The organism is Streptomyces sp. NPDC093252 (assembly GCF_040683675.1).
Classification (GTDB): domain Bacteria; phylum Actinomycetota; class Actinomycetes; order Streptomycetales; family Streptomycetaceae; genus Streptomyces.
Map to the genome: position 1 here is coordinate 642,361 of NZ_JBFBEM010000002.1, position 18,751 is coordinate 661,111.

The 18,751-nt window shown below is 72.5% G+C and carries 1 protein-coding gene (cut by a window edge); it reads right to left on the reverse strand.

The features are described from left to right. Positions 1 to 18,751, reverse strand: partial view of a hypothetical protein gene (locus AB0O01_RS05940; RefSeq protein WP_365311215.1) — the 3' portion only. It continues 10,358 nt past the right edge of the window; 18,751 of the gene's 29,109 nt are visible here — the last part of the coding sequence; the start codon falls outside the window, past its right edge; its stop codon occupies positions 1 to 3.

Genomic DNA, 18,751 nt, shown 5'->3' on the forward strand with positions numbered 1-18,751 from the left:
TCACCCCTGGGCGGCGGCGGGGGCCGGTGTCTGGCGGAACAGGTCGTGGATCCCCGGGCCCCCGGCGCCGAGCGCCAGGTCGGAGATGGTCCACCACTCCCGGCCCAGGGCGCGGATCTCCGGCGGTACCCGCAGGAGTTCACCGTCGCGGCCCACCACCAGGACGAAGTGCCTGCCCGTGGCGTCCGGCGGCAGGTTCAGCAGGGCGCCGGTCGTGTAGTCCGCCCACCGGACCCGGCCGCGGACGTTCACGGCGTAGATGTAGCGGCCGGGAACGCCGTCCACCTCGCGGGGCAGGACGATGGCCTGGGTGCCGTGCCCGGCGGTGAGGAGGCGTTGCGCCACGTCGGCGAGCGGTCCGTCCAGGTCCTCGGTGGCGTAGGCGGTCGCCAGGGTGTTCACCAGGGGGGCCGAGAGGCGCTCGCGGACCTGGTCGGCCAGGGCGGCGGCGGCCGGGCCCGGCTGGTCGCCGGGGTCGCGGAGCAGGTTGAAGACATCGTGGCGGGCCTGGTGGACGGTGGCGGTGTGGTCCGGGCCCAGGCCGGAGCGCTGCCACTCCGCACCGTTCCCCCGCTCCGCGTCCAGCACGAACTGCACCTGGCGCAGCAGGTCCGGCAGGTCCGCGTTCAGGTTCCGCAGCCGGTCGGTGCGGGTGGTGATCTCGGCGCGCACCGCCTCCTCGAAGGTGTGGCCGTCGTGCCAGGCGGTGCGCAGCAGGGAGGCGAGGTCTCCGTCGTCGATGCCGACCTCGGTCGCGGACCGGTGCAGGTCCGCGTCCAGCGGCCACGACCGGTGGGTGCCGGTCGGGTCGATGACCGGCACGGTGCCGGGGTCGGCCGGGACGGTGGCGTGGACGGAGCCGTCCGACTCGGCCCAGCGCTGGTAGGACCTGCCGTTCGACAGGGCGACATCCATCCGGACCGGCACCCCGAGTTCATGCGCGATGCTCCGGACCAGGTCGTCGGGGGACAGGCCGAGCAGGGGCGGCGGGTCGGGGAGCGGGAGCGGCTGGGCGGACGGACCGGTGGCGAGCCGGGTGTGCAGGTCGGTGGCCTGCTGGATGAGCCGGTCGAAGATCTGCTGCGAGGAGCCGGGCTGCTGGAGCAGCGGTGCCGGGTTCCGCAGATGGTTCCAGTGGGTGTCCAGGAACTGCCGGGCGTCCGCGGCTGCCGGGGTGCCGTCGGCGCCCGGCGCCCACAGGGCCTGCTGCACGGTGGAGTACGCCCACTGGAGGTGATGCGAGGCCAGCGCGTTGAGCTGGGCCCCGGCGTCGAAGGCGAGGACGGCGGCGGGGACGGGGCCGGGTGCCTGGGCGCGGATGGCCTCGGCGACCGCGCGGGGGGCCCGCTCGGGGGTGGCGCCCTCGGTGGCGGCGTACTGGGCGAGCAGCGCCGGGACGTCATAGGTCCCGGCGGTGGGCAGGGCGGTCCAGTCGGTGGCGGGGCGGGTCTGCGGGGCCTGCTCCAGCCGGGCCCGCATCTCCTCGATCTCGTACTCGAAGAGATGCGCGTACACATCGCCGGTGAAGGGGTCGCTGCGGAAGGTGCCGGCCCGGGTGGGGCCGCTCAGCAGATGGTGGTCGTGCCGGGTGGCCTCCAGGGCGAAGCGGCCGGTGAGGCGGACCACCATGACCTGGCCCATCTGCTTGGCGTGCGACTCCCGGCGGTAGTTCTCGGTGTTCCCGGCCCCGTGGTTGCTGCCGGTGACCCGGGACTGGCCGGTGTCGCCGGACGCCGAGTCGCCGGGCAGGGCGCGGCCGTCGGCGAGGGAGGTGGCGGGGTCGCTGACCGCGCCGGAACCGGAGGCCCCGACGCTGACACCGGCCCGCCACCGGTCGACGCTGCTGGAGTGGCTCGTACCGCTCTGGTGCTTGGCGTAGCGGCCGGTGCTGCCGCCGTCGGCGGCGCCCAGCACCTCCAGGGCGGTGAAGCCGCCGGTCATGGCGAGGTCGAAGCGGTTGCTGGAGTGGCCCGGCTCGAACACATCGCTGCCCAGCTCGACCCTGCCCCGGGCGGAGAGTTCCCACATCCGGCCGGACAGGACACTGCGGTCGAACATCTCGCGCAGTACGGGGCTGGAGTAGGTCTCCGCCGCGTCGGCCTTCTTGGGGAACATCGAGTTCACCAGCCGGTCCGCGCTGCGCAACGCCTCGTCCATGACGACTCCGGCGACATAGGCGTCCCGGGGCAGCGGCGGCAGTTCGCGCAGGTCGGGGGCTGCCGGGCGGGGGCCCTGCATCGGCTGGAACTCGGCGATGCCGCGCGGGATCTGGAGGTCGATATAGCCGTCGGCGGTGATGGTCTGCGGGGTGGAGCGGTTGGCGTCCAGGCTCCGGTAGAAGCCCATGAACGCGTTGTTCATGGGGCGTCCGCCCATGTCGAGGCGGCGCACGGAGATGTCCATGGTGTGCCGGAAGCGGGCCTTGTAGTGGCCGTCCCAGGCGTAGGCGGTCTCCTCGGACACGGCGCTCTCGGAGCGGGTGACTCCCCGGTGGCGGCCCTCGCTGACGCTGACGCCGACGGTCTCGCGGTTGTTGGGGACCCCGGCGCCGAAGCGGGCGCCGAAGGACTGGCTGCGGTCGCGGGACTGCGAGGTGGACTCGCCGACGTAGCTGTGGTTGTAGACCTCGATCCCGGTGTCGGGGCGGAAGCCGATGACCTCGGGGTCGCCCCGGAGCACATCGGCGATGTTGATCTCGATCATGTCGGTGAGTCCCCAGCCCACCGGGTTGACCAGATAGAAGGTCTGGCCGTGGACGGACATGAAGTTCTCCCAGAACGCGATGTCGCGGCCGGGTGCCAGCAGGCCCTGGAAGACGTTGACCCCGCCGTTGATGCGGCTCAGCTTCTGGCCGTCGCCCACCCACAGTTCGAGGCCGTCGGCCCGGCCCTCGGCGAGGAGTCCGGGGGCCACCCGCTCGACCAGTTCGTGGACCATGTCGTAGGTGGTCTTCTGGTTGTCGAAGCCGACCTCGTAGATACCGCTGTGGCCGAGGATCCGGCCGCCGGGGTCCTTGCGGGTGAGGTACTCGGGCAGGTTGATGGTGGTGACGCCCTCGCCGGGGGCGCCGAGCGGCTGGAGTCCGTAGGCGAGCGCGAAATCGTTGCGGGCCTGCTGGTTCAGGATGGGCAGTTCCCCGGACCGGTGGGCGTCGACCAGCATCGCGGCGAGCTGGTCGCGGGTGTGGGCCGGGTCGAGGCCGAGCAGTGCGAACGCCTGGGCGAGGTCGGCGTCGTCGGGGGTGTCGTGCTTCCACTGGCTCAGGACGCCCGCGACGAGGTCGCCGCTCAGCCGGGTCTTGCCCGCCGCCCAGCGGGTCATCACATCGAGGAGCTGCCGGTCGGACACCGGGACATGGCCCTTGCCGAACGCGTCCAGCGCCTCCGGCTCGGAGAGCACGAACAGCATGGTGCGGTCGTTCACGTCCACCTGCTCGCGGGCGTGGGACCCGGGCAGCACCTTGGAGTGCTTCTCCAGCCGGCTGACGACCTCGAAGTCGACCTCGCTGCGGAAGGCGTAGGCCCGGTTGAAGTCGAGCTGGATCAGCTCCTTGCCGCCGGTCAGGCCGTGGCCCTTGGAGACGTTGGACTGGAGGGTGCGCCCGGCGTCGGTGGAACCGGCGACGCTGCCGCCGAGGCCGGTGTCCCCCGCGGGCCCGCCCACGGTGGCGTCGTACTGCACGAACCGGACACCCTCGGAGGTGCTGTCGGTGGTGTTGGTCTGGTCGAGGGAGAGATGGATGTTGCCGAGGACGTACTTGTCGTCGGTCGCCCCGGCGAACACGGTCTTGCCGAGCTTGGCCTTGACGTCGACACCGCCGAAGGTGTCCCGCAGGATGCCGCTGTCGAAGAACTGGTCGGAGGTGTAGGTGCCGGCGGCGATCTCCTTGAAGTGGGAGCGGATCATGGTGGTGCCGAGGAACGTGGAGAGTTCCGAGTCGGCGTTGCCGTGCACCCCGGTCAGCGGGCGCAGCGCCCGTCCGGCGCTCTCCACTCCGCTGCTGTCGAGGTAGTAGATCCCGGCCTGGCGAAGCACCGACACCGGCGGCGAGGCGACCGCCTTGCCGGGTTCGCTGAGGTCGCCGAGCGGCAGCACCATCGCCGTCGACGCCTGGTTCGGCAGCCGGATCGGATCGGGGTTGCGGGCCCCGGCGTTGGCCAGGCTCTGGAGGCCGCTGTGCTCGAACTCCAGGGTGACGGTGTAGTTGTCGTACAGCCGGTGCTTGTGCAGGACGCCCGGGAACTCCATCAGCTCCGGGCGGTTCTGGAGGTGGGAGACGGTCTGGCTCGCGCCCACCTGGCGGAAGAGGTCGAGGCCGAGACCGGCGCTGAGCAGCCGTTTGAAGGCGGCGCTGATCCGCAGCGAGAGCGAGATCCGCTTGCTGCCGCCGTTGGACTGCGAGGCGGAGCCCATGCCCATGGCCAGATTGACCGCGTGGTACTTGTCGGTGGTGCCCAGGAACTGCGGGTCCGTGCCCGAGGGGGCCGCCTTCACGATGATCCGGACCGCGTCGACATCCAGGTTGACCCCGAGCCCGCCGCGCGGCTTGGAGAGGGTGATGACCATCCCGGACTGCCGGATCTGGTCGAAGTGGGACTCCAGGCCCTGCGCCGAGATGTACTTGTCGATCAGTTCGGTGTTGGTGATCTGGCTGTCCAGGCCCAGCTTGTTGGCGAGCCAGCGCACCCCGCGCAGCGGACGCCGGGTGTCGTGGCCGGCCGTGCCGGGCAGCGGCACCACGAACCCGTGCTCGGCGAGGACCTCGTTGATCCGGGTCTTCATCTCCTGGACGGTGTTGTCGTCGACCTGCACCAGGCCCATGCCGATGCCCTTGCCCTCCGCGACATGCGGGGGCAGTTCGGGCTCCGGGGCGTTGGGGTCCTTCTGGTCCCTGGCCTCCAGCAGATCGTCACTGAAGGGCACCTGACGGGCCTCGGTGGGGTCGTCCGGGTTGTCGGTGACGTTCGTGACGTTCTCGTCCAGCGCGGACTCGTCCACGGAGAAGCCGGTGGCGAGGGCGTCGGGCTCGGGCAGCCGCAGCAGGCCCCGGCTCGGCAGCCAGCCGGTCATCGCCGGTTCCTTGCCGGGCACCCACACCTCGGCCGCCATCACGAACTCGGTCTCATAGCCGGTGGTACGGCCCGCGAAGCGCGGGACGCTGACCCAGAGACCGGCCCGGGAGGCGCTGACGGTGTCGCTGTTGCCCCAGGTCATCGCGAGGGTGGCACTGGCGTTGACATGGAGGTCGGGGGTGTCCAGCGGCAGCGGCATCAGATCGGCGGTGACATTGGCGAAGGTGACGGTGCTGGAGTGGGAGACGGTGTGGCTGCCGCCGGTGCCGTCGATCGCGGTCCGGACGTTCTCGATGTGCGCCTTGTCCGAGGTCTCGCCGACCCGGACGTCCCCGGGGCGGCGTACGGCGTGCACCCGGACCATCGCCCCGGTGTGGCCGTCGGCGCCCTTGAGGCTGAAGGTGTACCCGTCGTTGACGGCCCGGTCGAGCTGGGCGTCCGTCGTCCACAGCTTCTGGAGCAGTTCGTCGCGGGCGGAGCTGCCGATCGCGGTGTCGAAGCCCTGGCTCTTCAGGGTCGCCGTCACCGAGTCGAACAGGGCGGGCATCCCGGTGAGCCCGGAGGCGAAGAAGTACGACGGCAGCCGGTCCCCGCGCACCTGGTCGCCGGTGGCCCGCACCTGCTGCGGCGCGGTGCCGAGATAGTGCTCGGGCACCCAGAGCTGGAGCCGCTCCGAGGAGGTGGAGTGCACGGGGGTGGGCGGGATGTCCCGCCACTGCCGGTCGGGGTCGGTGCGCATCTTCAGCGACCAGTTGGGCTCGTACGAGAGCAGCCTGCCCTCGGTGCGGTTGTCCTCGACGTGGCCGCGCTCGGCGTCACCGATGCGGTTGGTGGAGCGGCTGGAGGCGTTCGCCGTGCCGGACACCCCGATCCCGCCGCGCAGCACATTGAGCGGGCCCGAGCCGACCCCGAGGCCGTAGGACAGGGCCGCGTTGCCGCGCAGCGCGCTGGTCGGGCCGCTGTGGCTGCGGCTGTCGGCGCCGATCGCGAAGGCGCCGGTGGTGTTCTGGTTGTTGACGAACGAGGGCCGCGCCTCGGGGCGCGGGTCGGTCATCGGGAGGGGACCGGTGGGCGCGGCGGGGTCGGCCTCCTCGGGGGCGGCGGCGTCGGCGCCGCTCTCGTCCTCCTCCGGGATCGTCGGCAGCGCGGGATCCATGCCGCGGCCCCGCGCCGAGGGGCCGTCGTGGGAGCCCTCCGGGTCCAGTACCTCGCGCGGATCCGTCGGGTCGAGCGAGACCAGCACCTCGACGGGGCCGAGCGGCACCAGCAGACCGCCGTCGGCGCGGTCGCCGTGACCGGCCACCATGAACCGGTAGTTGCTCAGCAGCCGCTGCTCCAGCAGGGCCCACTTCCGCTCCGGGACGGTCACGCCCTCGTCGGCGGCCATCTGCCGGAGCTGGGCGAGGACGTCGTTCACCCGGGGCACCCCGGCCCGGGGGATGCCGATGGACCGCACCGCCGGGTGGGCGTCGACGACGGCTCCGAGACCGGGGATGTCCTTCGGCGGGACGGGGGGCGGGAGCGGGGGCAGCGGGGGCTCGCCGTCGGGGTCGTTCGGGTCGTCGGGGGCGCCGGGGGCGTTCCGGTCGTCGGGGGCGGGGGCCGGGGGTGCCTGGGGGGCGTCCTCGGTGTCGTCGTGGGCGGGGGCCGGGGGGACGTGGTCGTCGTCGTGAGCGGGGGCCGGAGGCGTGGCGTCGTCCTCCTCCGGGATGGTCGGGAGGCGGCTGTCGTCGGGGGCGGGGGTCGCGGGGGCGTCCTGGCCCGCCTCCGGGATCGGCGGGAGGGGCTTCTGATCCGTGCCGGGGGCGTCACCCTGCCCGGGGCCGGGCTCAGTGTCCGACGGGTCCGGGTCCGGGCCGGGGTAGGGGAGCCTGCCGCCGCCCGTGCCGGGGCCACGGCCGCCGCCGTCCGGGCCGGGGCCGGGACCGCGGCCCCGGCCGTCGTCGTCCGGTCGGGCCCCGGCGTCCGCGGTGGCGGCGGCCGGGGTCGTGCCGGGCAGGGGCGCGGCGGTGGTGACCGTCCGGACCGGCGGGTCGCCGAAGTCGCGGTCCAGGCCCAGCGCCAGGTCCAGGAAGTTGCCGTGGCTGCCCCCGGCGGTCAGCTCGGGGAACTGCCAGCCGCTCTCGCCGAGCAGCCGCAGATCCTCCGGCGGGTCGAGGAGGCGGCCCCGGGCGTCGACCTCCATCGTGCGGAACGGCCCGATCCGGCGGACCTCGGAGGTGCGCACCGGGGTACCGGCGGTGTCGGTCCAGCGGATGCCGGTCCCGGTGTTCTCGGCGAACAGGGGGCGGCCGTCGTAGCCCTGGTGCCCGGCGAGGACCAGGGCGCGGGCGCCCGTGCCGGCCTCGGTGAGCCGGTTGACCAGCCCGATCAGCTCCCGCCGCACCGGTCCCTCGGAGGGCTGCACGGCGTGCGAGGCGATCAGCCGGGGCAGCACGCGGGAGTCGGCGAGGAAGTCGAGGTCGAGGAGCGCCTCGCGCAGCTCGCCGGTGTACTCGTCACGGGCCAGCGTCCGCACCAGTTCCAGGGCCTCCCGGGCGTTCGTGACCGTCTGGGCGGGCAGTCCGGCGCGCTCCCAGGCCGGGTCGCCCTGCTGCTGGACACCGGAGACGAACACCGCCCGTGCGAACAGCTCCGGCAGGCTCGGGTGGATCTCCGCGAGCCGGTCGTCGATCGCGGTCCGCACGCCGTCCTCGAAGCTCTGGTCGCGCATCCAGGCCGAGCGGCGGATCTGGTCGATGTCGGCCTCGTCCATGTCCAGATCGCCCGCGATCTGGTGCAGGGCGGCCGGCATGGTCCAGCTCCGCTGGGAGCCGTCGGGGGTGAGCACCGGGACCGCGAACTCGTCGCGGGGGTCGGAGACATAGGTGTAGCCGTCGGGGTCGGCCCAGTGCTGCTCCCTGCCGCCGTCGGGGAAGGTGACGTCCATCCGGACCGGCACACCGAGGTGGTGGGCGAGACCGCGGGCGAGTTCGTCGGGCGGGGTCAGCAGATGCTCCCGGGCGCCCGGCGGGACCGGCGCGACGGGGTCGCCCGTGAGGGCGGCGCGGAACTCGGCGACCCGGACGGCGATCTCGGCGACGGCCCGCTCCCGGCCCCCGGCACCACGGGTGAAGGCGTCCGGGTCGCGGATGCCGTCGGCGACCCGGTTGAGGAAGCGCTGGGCCGCCCGCTGGGTCTCCACGTCCCGGTCGTCGTGGTTGCCCCGGGCGAGGGCCAGGTCGCGGCCGGTGGTGCGCAGCGCCCACCCGAGCCGGTCGCGCAGGGCCTCCCGCTCCACGGCGCCGGTGTCGAACCGCAGGACCGCCGCCCGCAGCGGGGTGCCGTCGCCCTCGGCGCGGATCGCCCGCGCGACCCCTTCGGGGACCCGCTCGCCCGACGCGCCCGGGGTGTCGCCGTACTCGGCGAGCAGCCGGGGCACATCGAAGGAGCGGGCGCTGTCCAGGGCCCGCCAGTCGGTGTCCGGCAGGGCCCGGCCGCCCTCGGCCTCCATCCGGGCCCGCAGTTCGGCGACCTGGTCGGTGAACATATGGACGTAGACCCGGCCGGTGAAACGCTCGCTGACATGGGTGCCGGCCGCCTTGGGCGTCAGCCGGTAGATCCGGTGCTGCTCGCGGTCGCCGGTGAGCTGGTACTGGCCGGTCAGCTCCACGAGCTGGACCTCGCCCTGCTGCTTGACGTGCTCCTCGTGCCGGTAGTTCTCGTTGGGCGCGGTGCCCGCGTTGCTGCCGGTGCCGCGGGACTGGCTGCTGTCGCCGGAGCTGCCGTAGGGCGGGATGGGGCGGCCGTCGTGGGTGGTGGCCGGGTCGTGGGCGGTGAGGTCGCCGGAGCCGCTCATGCTGAGCGAGCCGCCGACCCGCCAGGCGTCGGTGCTGGCGGTGTGCGAGGTGCCGCTCTGGTGCTTGGTGTAGCGGCCGGTGCCGCTGCCGTCGACGGTGCCGAGGACCTTGAGGCCGGTCAGGCGGCCGGACATGGACACGGTGGCCCGGTCGCCGGAGCGGCCGGACACATGCAGGTTCCGGGCCATCACATAGTTCTTGCCAGCCGACGCCTCCAGCAGATGGTTGGCGAGCTGGCTGCGGCTGAACAACTGCTCGAAGATGGGGCCGTTGTGGACCTTGGAGCCGTCCGCGTCGGAGGTAAAGAGCTTCTGGTAGAAGGAGCGGGCGACGGTCAGCGCCTCGTCCATGACCACCCCGGCGACATAGGAGTCGCCGGGCAGTTCGGGCAGCTCGCGCAGATCGGGCACGGTCTGCGGCTCCTCCTCGGAGGGCCGGAACTCGCCGAGACCGCGCGGGATCTGCACCCGGATCTTGCCGGTGGCGGTGGCGGTCTGCGGGGCGACGCGGTGCTCGGCGTCGAGATTGCGGTACCAGCCCATCAGCAGGTTGTTGATGGACCGGCCCGCCATGTCGAGGCGGCGCACGGACACCTGCATGGTGTGGTCGTACTCGACCTCGTAGTGGCCGTCCCAGGCGTAGGTGGTCATCTCGGTGACGGCGTTCTCGGAGCGGTTGATGCCCCGGTGGCGGCCCTCGCCGAGGGTCAGGTTGGTCTGGTCGTGGTTGTTGGGGATGCCGCCGCCGAGCTTGCCGGTGAGGGTCTGGGCACTGTCGCGGGAGCGGGAGGCGGAGCGGCCGGTGTAGTTGTGGCTGTAGTTCTCGATACCGGTGTTGGGGCGGAAGGCGAGCAGTTTGGGCTTGCCGTGCAGGAAGTCGGAGAGCCGGATCTCCACGATGTCGGAGAGCCCCCAGCCGACCGGGTTGACCAGGTAGAAGGTCTGCCCGTGGACGGACATGAAGTTTTTCCAGAACGCGATGTCGCGGCCCGGCCCGAAGAGCGCCTCCATGGCGTTGCGCCCGCCCTGGAGCCGGCCGATCCGGCGGCCGTCGCCGGTCCACATCTCGGGTTCCTTCGCCAGCAGTCCGGGCGCGGCGGCCTCCACCTGCTCGCGGATCAGGTCGAGGGTGGTGCGGTCCTCGTCGTAGGTGACCCGGGTGATGCCGCTGTGGCCGAGGACCTTGGCGCCGGGTTCGTCGGTGGTGAGGGTCGGGGGGAGGCTCAGCTCGGTGATGTCGGCGCCGGGGGCGGGCAGGGGTGCCAGTCCGAAGGCGTCCGTGAAGCGCTGCCGGATGTCGGCGTCGAGGATGCTGAGCGCCCCGGCGCGGTGCAGGTCGGCCACCATGGCGGCCATCTCGGGCCGGGAGTGGTCGAGTTGCTTGGGCTGCGCGGCGAGGCTGTCCTCGGTGGTCTCCTGGCTCCAGCGGGTCAGGACGGCGGCCACGATGTCGCCGCTGAAGCGGGCCTTGCCGGACATCCAGTTGTTCATGGCCTCGACGAGCTGGCTGCTGGCCACCGGCACGGTGCCGTTGCCGTACTCCTCCAGGGCGAGCGGTTCCGGCAGCAGGAACAGCATCTCGCGGCCCGCGACGGTCTCCGAGTGGGAGGCGTGGGAGTCGGGGAGCAGCTTGGCCTGCTTCTCCAGCCGGCTGTGCACCTCGAAGTCGACGGGCACACGGAAGGCGTAGGCGCGGTTGAAGTCGAGCTGGATGCGCTCCAGGCCGCCGGTGCGGCCGTCGCCGGTGGACTTGTTCCACTGGAGGGTGCGGCCCGCGTCCACCCCGCCCTGGAGGTGGCTGAATGCGGCGTCGTCGACGGGGCCCCCGACGGTGGCGTCGAACTGGGTGAAGCGGACGCCCATGGAGTTGTTGTTGGAGGTGTTCGTCTGGTCCAGGCTGAGGTTGATCTTGCCGATGACGAACTTGTCGTCGGTGGCACCGGCGAACCGGGCCACCCTCGGCACCGCGCGGACACCGACCGAGGCGAAGGTGTCGCGGAGGATCCCGGAGTCGAAGAACTGGTCGGAGGTGTAGGAGTTGTGGGCCATCTCCGCGAGGAAGGAGCGGGTCATGATGGTGCTGGTGAAGGTGGACAGCTCGGCGTCCGCGTTGCCCTGCGGGCCGGTGAGCGGGCCGAGGACCCGGGTGGCGGCCTCGCGGATGCCGGAGGCGTCCAGGTAGTGGACGACCGCCCGGTCCAGGACGGACGGCGGGAGATCGACGCCGGTGCTGCGGCCGGGGTCGGTGGCGTGGCCGAGCGGCGGCAGATAGACCAGTGACTCGCCGGTCTGCCGGATCGGCTGGGGGTCGCGCGTGCCGGGCCTGATCTCGCCCTGGAGGCCGCTGTGCTGGAACTCCAGAGTGACGCTGTAGTCGTCGACCATGCGGTACTTGTGCAGGATGCCCGGGTACTCCAGGAGTTCGGGCCGGTTGTGCAGATGCGAGGCGCTCTGGCTGGCGCCGATCTGGCGGAACGCGCTGACCCCGGCGCCGCCGCCGACCAGCCGCTGGAAGCTGACGCTGCCGTTCACGCCCAGGGTGGCGCGGGTGCTGCCGCTGCTGCTGTTCCCGGCGGAGCCCATGCCCATGGCCAGGTTGACGGCGTGGTAGTTCTCGGTGGTGCCCTCGTAGCCGGCCAGCCGGGCGCCGTCGGCGCGGACGGTGACCCGGACCATGTCGGTGTCGAAGTTGATGCCGAGGGCGCCGTGCGGCTTGTGCAGGGTGAAGACCATGCCGGTCTGGCGGATCTGGTCGTAGAACGACTCGAAGCCCTGCCGGGAGAAGTACTTGGCGACGATCTCGGCGTTGGCGATCTGCCGGTCGACCGTGTTGCGGTTCGCCGCCCAAGGGGTGCCCGGGATCACCTGGCCGGTGGCGTCCAGGGCCATCGGCGGGAGCAGGAAGCCCTGCTCGACCAGCCGGTCCACGACCTGGCGGCGCAGGGCGGCGACGGTGGTGTCCTGGACGTCGACCAGGCCCATGCCGATGCCCTTGCCCGCCAGCACGAACGAGGGCGGGGTGCTGAACGGCGAGTTCGCGTCCAGCTTGTCCTTGGACTTCAGCATGCCGGCGCTGTAGGGCACGGTTCCGGGGCGGTTGCCGCCGGCGGGATCGGGGACGACGGTACGGGGGTCCTTCAGCGCGTTCTCGTCCACCAGCAGATCGAACCGGGCGGCGTCCTCCTCGGGCACCCGGAGCAGACCGCGGCTGGGCACCGGGCCGGTGGTGACCACCTGCTTGCCGGGGACGGCCACATCGGCGCTCAGCCGGAACTCCATCTCGTGCCCGCTGGTCCGGCCGGTGTAGCGCGGTACGTCGACCCAGAGCCCGGCGCGGCTGGCGCTGACGGTGTTCGAGCTGGACCAGTTCACCGAGAGGGCGGCGCTCGCGCCCACGTGCAGCGCGGGCTGGGCCAGCGGCTCGGGCACCAGATCGGCGCTGAAGCTGGCCAGGGTGAGGGTGCTGGACTGGGAGAGGGTGTGGCTGCCGCCGGTGCCGTCGATCGCGGTCCGGACGTTCTCCACATGGGCCTTGGAGGAGGTCCGGCCGACCCGGCCGTCACTGCCGACCCGGTCGGCGCGCAGCCGGATCACCGCGGCGGCGTGCAGATCGCTGCCCTTGACGCTGAAGGTGTAGCCGTCCTGGTTGACGGCCTTGTCGAGCTGGGCGTCGAGGGTCCAGATCTTCTGCCGCAGTTCGTCGCGGCCGGGGCTGCCGAACGGCAGGTCGATGTTCTGCTGCTTCAGCGCGGCCAGCACCGAGTCGAACAGCCCGGACAGGTTGGTGAGCCCGGAGGCGAAGAAGTACGCGGGCAGCCCGTCCCTGTTGACGTCGGTGCCGACGGCCCTGACCTGGGTGGGGGCGGTGGCGAGATAGTGCTCGGGCATCCACAGCAGCAGGCTCTCGGGGGAGGTGCTGGTGTCCGGCACGGACGGGGTGATCGTGCTCCAGGGCCGGTTGCCGTCGGTGCGCAGCTTCAGCGACCAGTTGGGCTTGAGGGAGAGGAGCCGGGAGTCGGCCCGGGTGTCCTCGACATGACCGGCCTCGGCGTCCCCGATCCGGTTGGTGGAGCGGCTGGAGACATTGGCGGCGCCGGAGACCCCGATGCCCGCCCGGACCGCGTTCAGCGGGCCGACGCCCACCCCGATGCCGAACGACACGGCGGCGTTGCCCCGCAGCGCGCTGGTCGGGCCGCTGTGGCTCTGGCTCTCGGCGCCGATGGCGAAGTTGCCCTTGATGGTCTCGTTGGAGTGGAAGCGGGCCCCGTCGGGATCGCGGGGGTCGGTGAGGGGCTTGGGGCCGGGGTAGTCCGTCGCGGCGGCGTCCGCCTCCGAGTCCGACTCCGACTCCGAGTCCTCGGGGATGGGTTCCAGGGTCGAGTCCGCCCGCCGCGAGGGCGCGGGCAGTCCGCTGCCGGTGACGGGGGGACGGTCGTAGACCCCCTCCGGGCCCCGCACCTGGTGGGCGTCGGTCGGGTCGAGGGAGATCAGCAGTTCGGCGCCGTCGTCCAGCGGTACCAGCAGTCCGCCGTTGGTGAAGGCGTCGTGGCCCTCGATCAGATAGCGGTAGTTGCTGAGCAGCCGCTGCGGCAGGGCGCCGAGGGTGTCCTCGGAGACGGTGACCCCGGCCTGGTCGAGCAGGTCGCGCACCAGCGCCACCACCTCGGGCATGTGCGGGAGCCCGGCCCGGGGGACGCCCATGGCGCGGGCTCCGGGGTGGAGGGGGACGGCGTCGGTGAGGACGGCGACCGGCGGGGTCGGCACGGGCGGGGGCGAGGGCGGCGGATCGAAGGTGCCGTCGGTGGTGTCGAGGGCGTCGGTGCCGGTGGTGGGGTCGGGGTCCGGTACGGGGTCGCGGACGGTGGAGGGGCCGGGGGTCGACTGGGGGGTGGGGTCCAGGGGCCGGGTGCCGGTGGTGGGGTCGGCGGTGGGGTCGGCGGTCGTGGTGATCGGGCCGAGGGCCTGGCGCCAGTAGTCGGACATGCCGTCGCCGAGGGCCGAGCCGACGAGGTGGCGCACCTCGGGGGAGAGCATCCCCAGCTCCGGCGGTGCGTCGAGCAGGCCGCCCCGTCCGTCCGACGCCAGCGAGCGGAACGTCTCCAGGGCCCGCAGGTCCGACTCCGGTACCCGGTCGCCGCTGGGGTCGGACCACCGGATGCTGCCGCCGGCCGATTCCCCGAACACCACGGGGGATTCCGGACGGCCGGTGAGGACGGCGACCCGGGCGTTGTCGTCGGCCAGGGAGAGGCGTTCGGTCAGCGCGTCCAGGGCGCCGGGACCGCTGTGCTCCCGGACGGCGGCCTCCCTCAGCAGCGCGTCGAACGCGTCATCGTCCACCAGGGACCGGATGTCCTGCACGGCGACCGGCGACCCGGTCCGCGCCGGATCCTGCGTCCGGTCGTCCGCCGACGCCGGGTCCTGCGCCGACTCCTCCCCCGGGTCCTCCACCTGGTCCCGGGCCTGGCCCTGCGCCTGGTCCCGGTCCGGTGTCTCCAGCAACTGCCGGACGAGGGTCAGCGCCCTGTCCGCGTCCGACGCCGACCGCCGCAACCGGGCCGGCGGCAGCTCGGCCAGCGCGCTGGGTGCGAACCCGGCGGTCAGGAACTCCGCCCGGCGGACCAGGACGGGCAGGTCCGGGTCGATGGCGGCGAGCCGGGCGTCGACCTCGGCCCGCACCGCCTGCTCGAAGGTCTGCCCGGACTGCCACGCGGTGTGGAAGTGGGTGACCAGACGCCCGTGGTCGACGCCTGCGTGCCCGGCCAGGTTCGCCAGCGTGTCCGGCATCGGCCAGCTCTGGCGGACCCCGTCCGGGGTGGTCAGCGGGACGGCACCCGTGGTGCGCGGGTCGGTGGCGTAGACATAGCCGTCGCCCTGGGCCCACAGCCGGGTGGAGGAGCCGTCGGGCAGGGTGACGTCCAGGCGGACCGGGGCGCGCAGTTCATGGGCGATGTCGCGGAGCAGCGCCTGCGGGGACAGGGTCAGGAAGCGGGACGGGTCGCGCACCGGGGTGGCGTCCGGGTTCCCGGCGGTCAGCCCGGCGTGGATCACGCGGACCTCGTCGGCGAGCGCGTCGAACCGCTCGTCCAGGGTGCCGCGCCCCCTGAGCAGCGTCTCCGGCCGGTCGAGCCGGGCTTCATAGGTGCGCAGGAAACGGGTGGCCCGGCCCGCGGTGGCGGGGTCGATGTTCTGCTCGTCCAGGGCCTGGCGGACGGTGTTCAGCGCCCACTCGATCTGGGCCCGGGCCACCTGCCGGGCGTCGAACCGCAGCACGGCCCCGTTCGTCGGGCCGTCCTGCTGGGCGCGGATCGCCTGGGCCACGCCCCGGGCGGCCCGGTCGGTGGTGACCCCGGGGGTGGTGGCGTACTGGGCGAGCAGGGCCGGCAGGTCGACGGCGGGGGCGCGGCGCAAGGCCCGCCAGTCGGTGGCCGGGGGGATGAGCTGCTGGTCGTCCATGCGGGCCCGGAGTTCGGCGATCTCGCCCTCGAAGAGATGGAGGTAGACATCGCCGGTGAACCGGTCGCTGTGGTGGGTGCCGACCCGCTCGGGCTTGCTGCTGTAGAAGTGGTGGTCGTAGCGCTCGCCGGTCAGCTCGAACTGGCCGGTGACCCGGACCACCTGGATCTCGCCGGTCTGCTTGGCGTGCTGCTCGTTGCGGTAGTTCTCCGGGTGGGACACGCCGAGGTTGCCGCCGGTGACCCGGGACTGGCTGGTGTCGCCGGTGCCGGAGTAGGGCGGGATGGGGCGGCCGTCGCCGTTGACCGCGGGGTCGTGGGTGGCGAGGGTGCCGGAGCCGTTGGCGCTGAAGGTGGCGGAGGGCAGGGTGCGGTCGTCGCTGGCGCTGTGGGACGTACCGCTCTGGTGCTTGGAGTAGCGGCCGATGCCGCTGCCCTCGACGGAGCCGATGATCTCCAGGCCGGTCAGGCGGCCGGTCATGGAGAGGGTGGCGCGCTGGCTCTCGCGGCCGGAGATGTGGAAGTTGTCGGCCATGACATAGGTCTTGCCGGCCGTCGCCTCCAGCAGATGGTTGGTGAGCTGACTGCGTCCGAACAACTGCTCGAAGATGGGGCTGTTGCGGACCGTGGTGCCGTCGGCGTCCGGGCCGAACATGTCGACCATGAGGCGGCGGGCGACCGGCAGCGCCTCGTCCATGACGACCCCGGTGACATAGGTGTCGCCGGGCAGCTCCGGCACCTCGCGCAGATCGCGGGAGGACGGCAGCCCGGGACCCTGCCAGGACTTGAACTCGGCGAGCCCGCGCGGGATCTGGAGGTCGATGTGGCCGGTCGCGGAGTCGGTGAGGGTGGTGGAGCGGTCGAGGTCGAGGTTGCGGTACCAGCCGAGCAGCATGTTGTTCAGCGGCCGGCCGGCCATGTCGAGACGGCCGACGGCCGCCTCCAGCCGGTGCTTGAAGCGGACGTCGTAGCGGCCGTCCCAGGCGTAGGCCGTCATCTCGGTGACAGCGTTCTCGGAGCGGTTGACCCCGCGGTGCTGCCCCTGGCCCAGACCCACGTTGAGCTGGTCGTGGTTCTGGGCGATCCCGCCGCCGACCTTGGCGGTGACGGAGTTGGTGACATCGGCCGACCCGGCGGTCCAGCGGCCGAAGTAGGCGTGGCTGTAGTCCTCGGTGCCGGTGTCGGGGCGGAAGCCCAGCAGTTGGGGATCGCCGCTGAGGATGTCGGAGATCCGGATCACCACGATGTGGGTGAGACCCCAGCCCACCGGGTTGACCAGATAGAAGACCTGGCCGTGGGTGGAGAGGAAGTTGTCCCAGAAGGCGATGTCCCGGCCCGGGGCCAGCAGCGCCTGGAGGGTGTTGATGCCACCGTTCAGACGGCCGACCTTGTGCTCACCGTCGCCCACCCACAGCTCGGGGTTCTTGGCGAGCAGTCCGGGCGAGACCCGCTCGACGAGGTCGAGCACCAGGTCGAGCGTGGTGCGTCCGTCGTCGTAGGTGACCCGGGTGATGCCGCTGTGGCCGAGGATCCGGCCGCCGGGTTCCTCGCTCAGCAGATAGGGCGGCAGGCTGAGGGTGGTGGCCTCCTCGGCGGGGGCCTTCAGGTTGCGGCCCGTGCGGGAGGCGAAATCGTCCCTGACGGCCTGGTCGCGGACGGGCAGCGCGCCGACCCGGTGCAGCCCGGTCAGCAGCCGGTCCAGGCTCCGGCGGTCCTTCTCCAGCGGGCTGGTGAGGGCGGCCACCTCGGCGTCGGTGCTCTCCCGGCTCCAGCGGTTCAGCACGGCGGCGACGATGTCGCCCTCCAGCCGGAGGTCACCGGCCACCCAGCGGTTCATGACATCGGCGAGCTGCGCGTCCGGTAGCGGCACATTGCCCTTGCCGTACTCCTCCAGCGCCACCGGTTCGGGCAGCAGGAACAGCATCTTGCGCGGGTCGACCTGCTGGGCGTCGCCGGTCTGGGAGTCCGGGACGAGCTTGGCCCGGTGCTCCAGCGTGCTGCGCACGGTGAAGTCGACGGTCGTCTCGAAGGCGTAGGCCCGGTTGAAGTCGAGCTGGATGCGCTCCAGGCCGCCGGTGCGGCCGTTGCCTGCGGAGTCGTTCCACTGGTAGGTGCGGCCCGCGTCCACGCCGCCCTGGATGTGGCCGACCCCGGCCCCGTCGGTGGCGCCGCCCACGGTGACGTCGAGGGGGGCGATCCGGAAGCCCCGGGAGTCGTTGTGGGCGGTGTTCGTCTGGTCCAGGGTGAGGTTGATCTTGCCGATGACGAACTTGTCGGGGGTCGCGCCCGCGAACTTCGCCGGGCCCAGCGCCGCCCGGACATCGACCCCGGCCAGGGTGTCCCGGACGAACCCGGGCTCGAAGAACTGGTCCGAGGTGTAGCCGTGGTGGGCGATCTCGGTGAGGAAGGAGCGGAGCATGGTGGTGCCGGTGAAGGTGGTCAGCTCCGCGTCCGCGTTGCCCTGGGGGCCGGTCAGCGGGGTGAGGATGCGGGTGGCTGCCTCCCGGACGCCGGTGGCGTCCAGGTAGTAGATCGCCGCCTGGTCCAGGACCTCCGCGGGCACCGGGCGGCCGTTGCCCTTGCCGGGGTCGCTGGTGTCGCCGAGCGGCGGGATGTAGACCACCGAGGGCTGGTGCTCCAGCCGGTACGGCTCGGGGTCGCGGGTGCCCGGCCGGAGGTCGCCCTGGAGTCCGGAGTGCTGGAACTCCATGGTGACCGTGTAGGTGTCGAGGAGCTGGTGCTTGTGCAGGGTGCCCGGGTACTCCAGGAGTTCGGGCCGGTTGTGCAGATGCGAGGCGCCCTGGCTCGCGCCGGACTGGAGGAATCCCTGCGCGCTGAGCCCGCCGCCGAGGAGCTGCCGGATGCCGAAGCTGACGCTCACCCCGAGCGAGGCCCGGGTGCCGCCGCTGCTGCTCTGCCCGGCGGAGCCCATGCCCATGGCCAGGTTGACCGCGTGGTAGTCCTCGGTGCTGCCCAGGTAGTTGGTGGGGCCGGGGGCACGCTCGGCCCGGATGGTGATCTTCACCGCGTCGACGTCCAGGTTGAGCCCGAAGATCCCCTTCGGCTTGAAGAGGTGGAACACCAGACCGGTCTGCCGGATCTGGTCGAAGTACGACTCCAGGCCCTGGCGCGAGAGGTACTTGTCGACGATCTCGGTGTTGAGGACCTGCCGGTCCAGGGTGCTGCGGTTGCCGTACCAGGGGGTGCCGGGCAGGGGCCGCCCCCCGTCGGCGCGGTCCGGCGGCGGGGGCACGAAACCGTAGCGGGCCAGCTCTCGGAAGATGTGGTCGCGCAGATCGCGGACGGTGCTCTCCTCGACGTCGACCAGGCCCATGCCGATGCCCTTGCCGTCCGCGACATGCTCGGGCAGCCGGGCGTGCGGCGAGAAC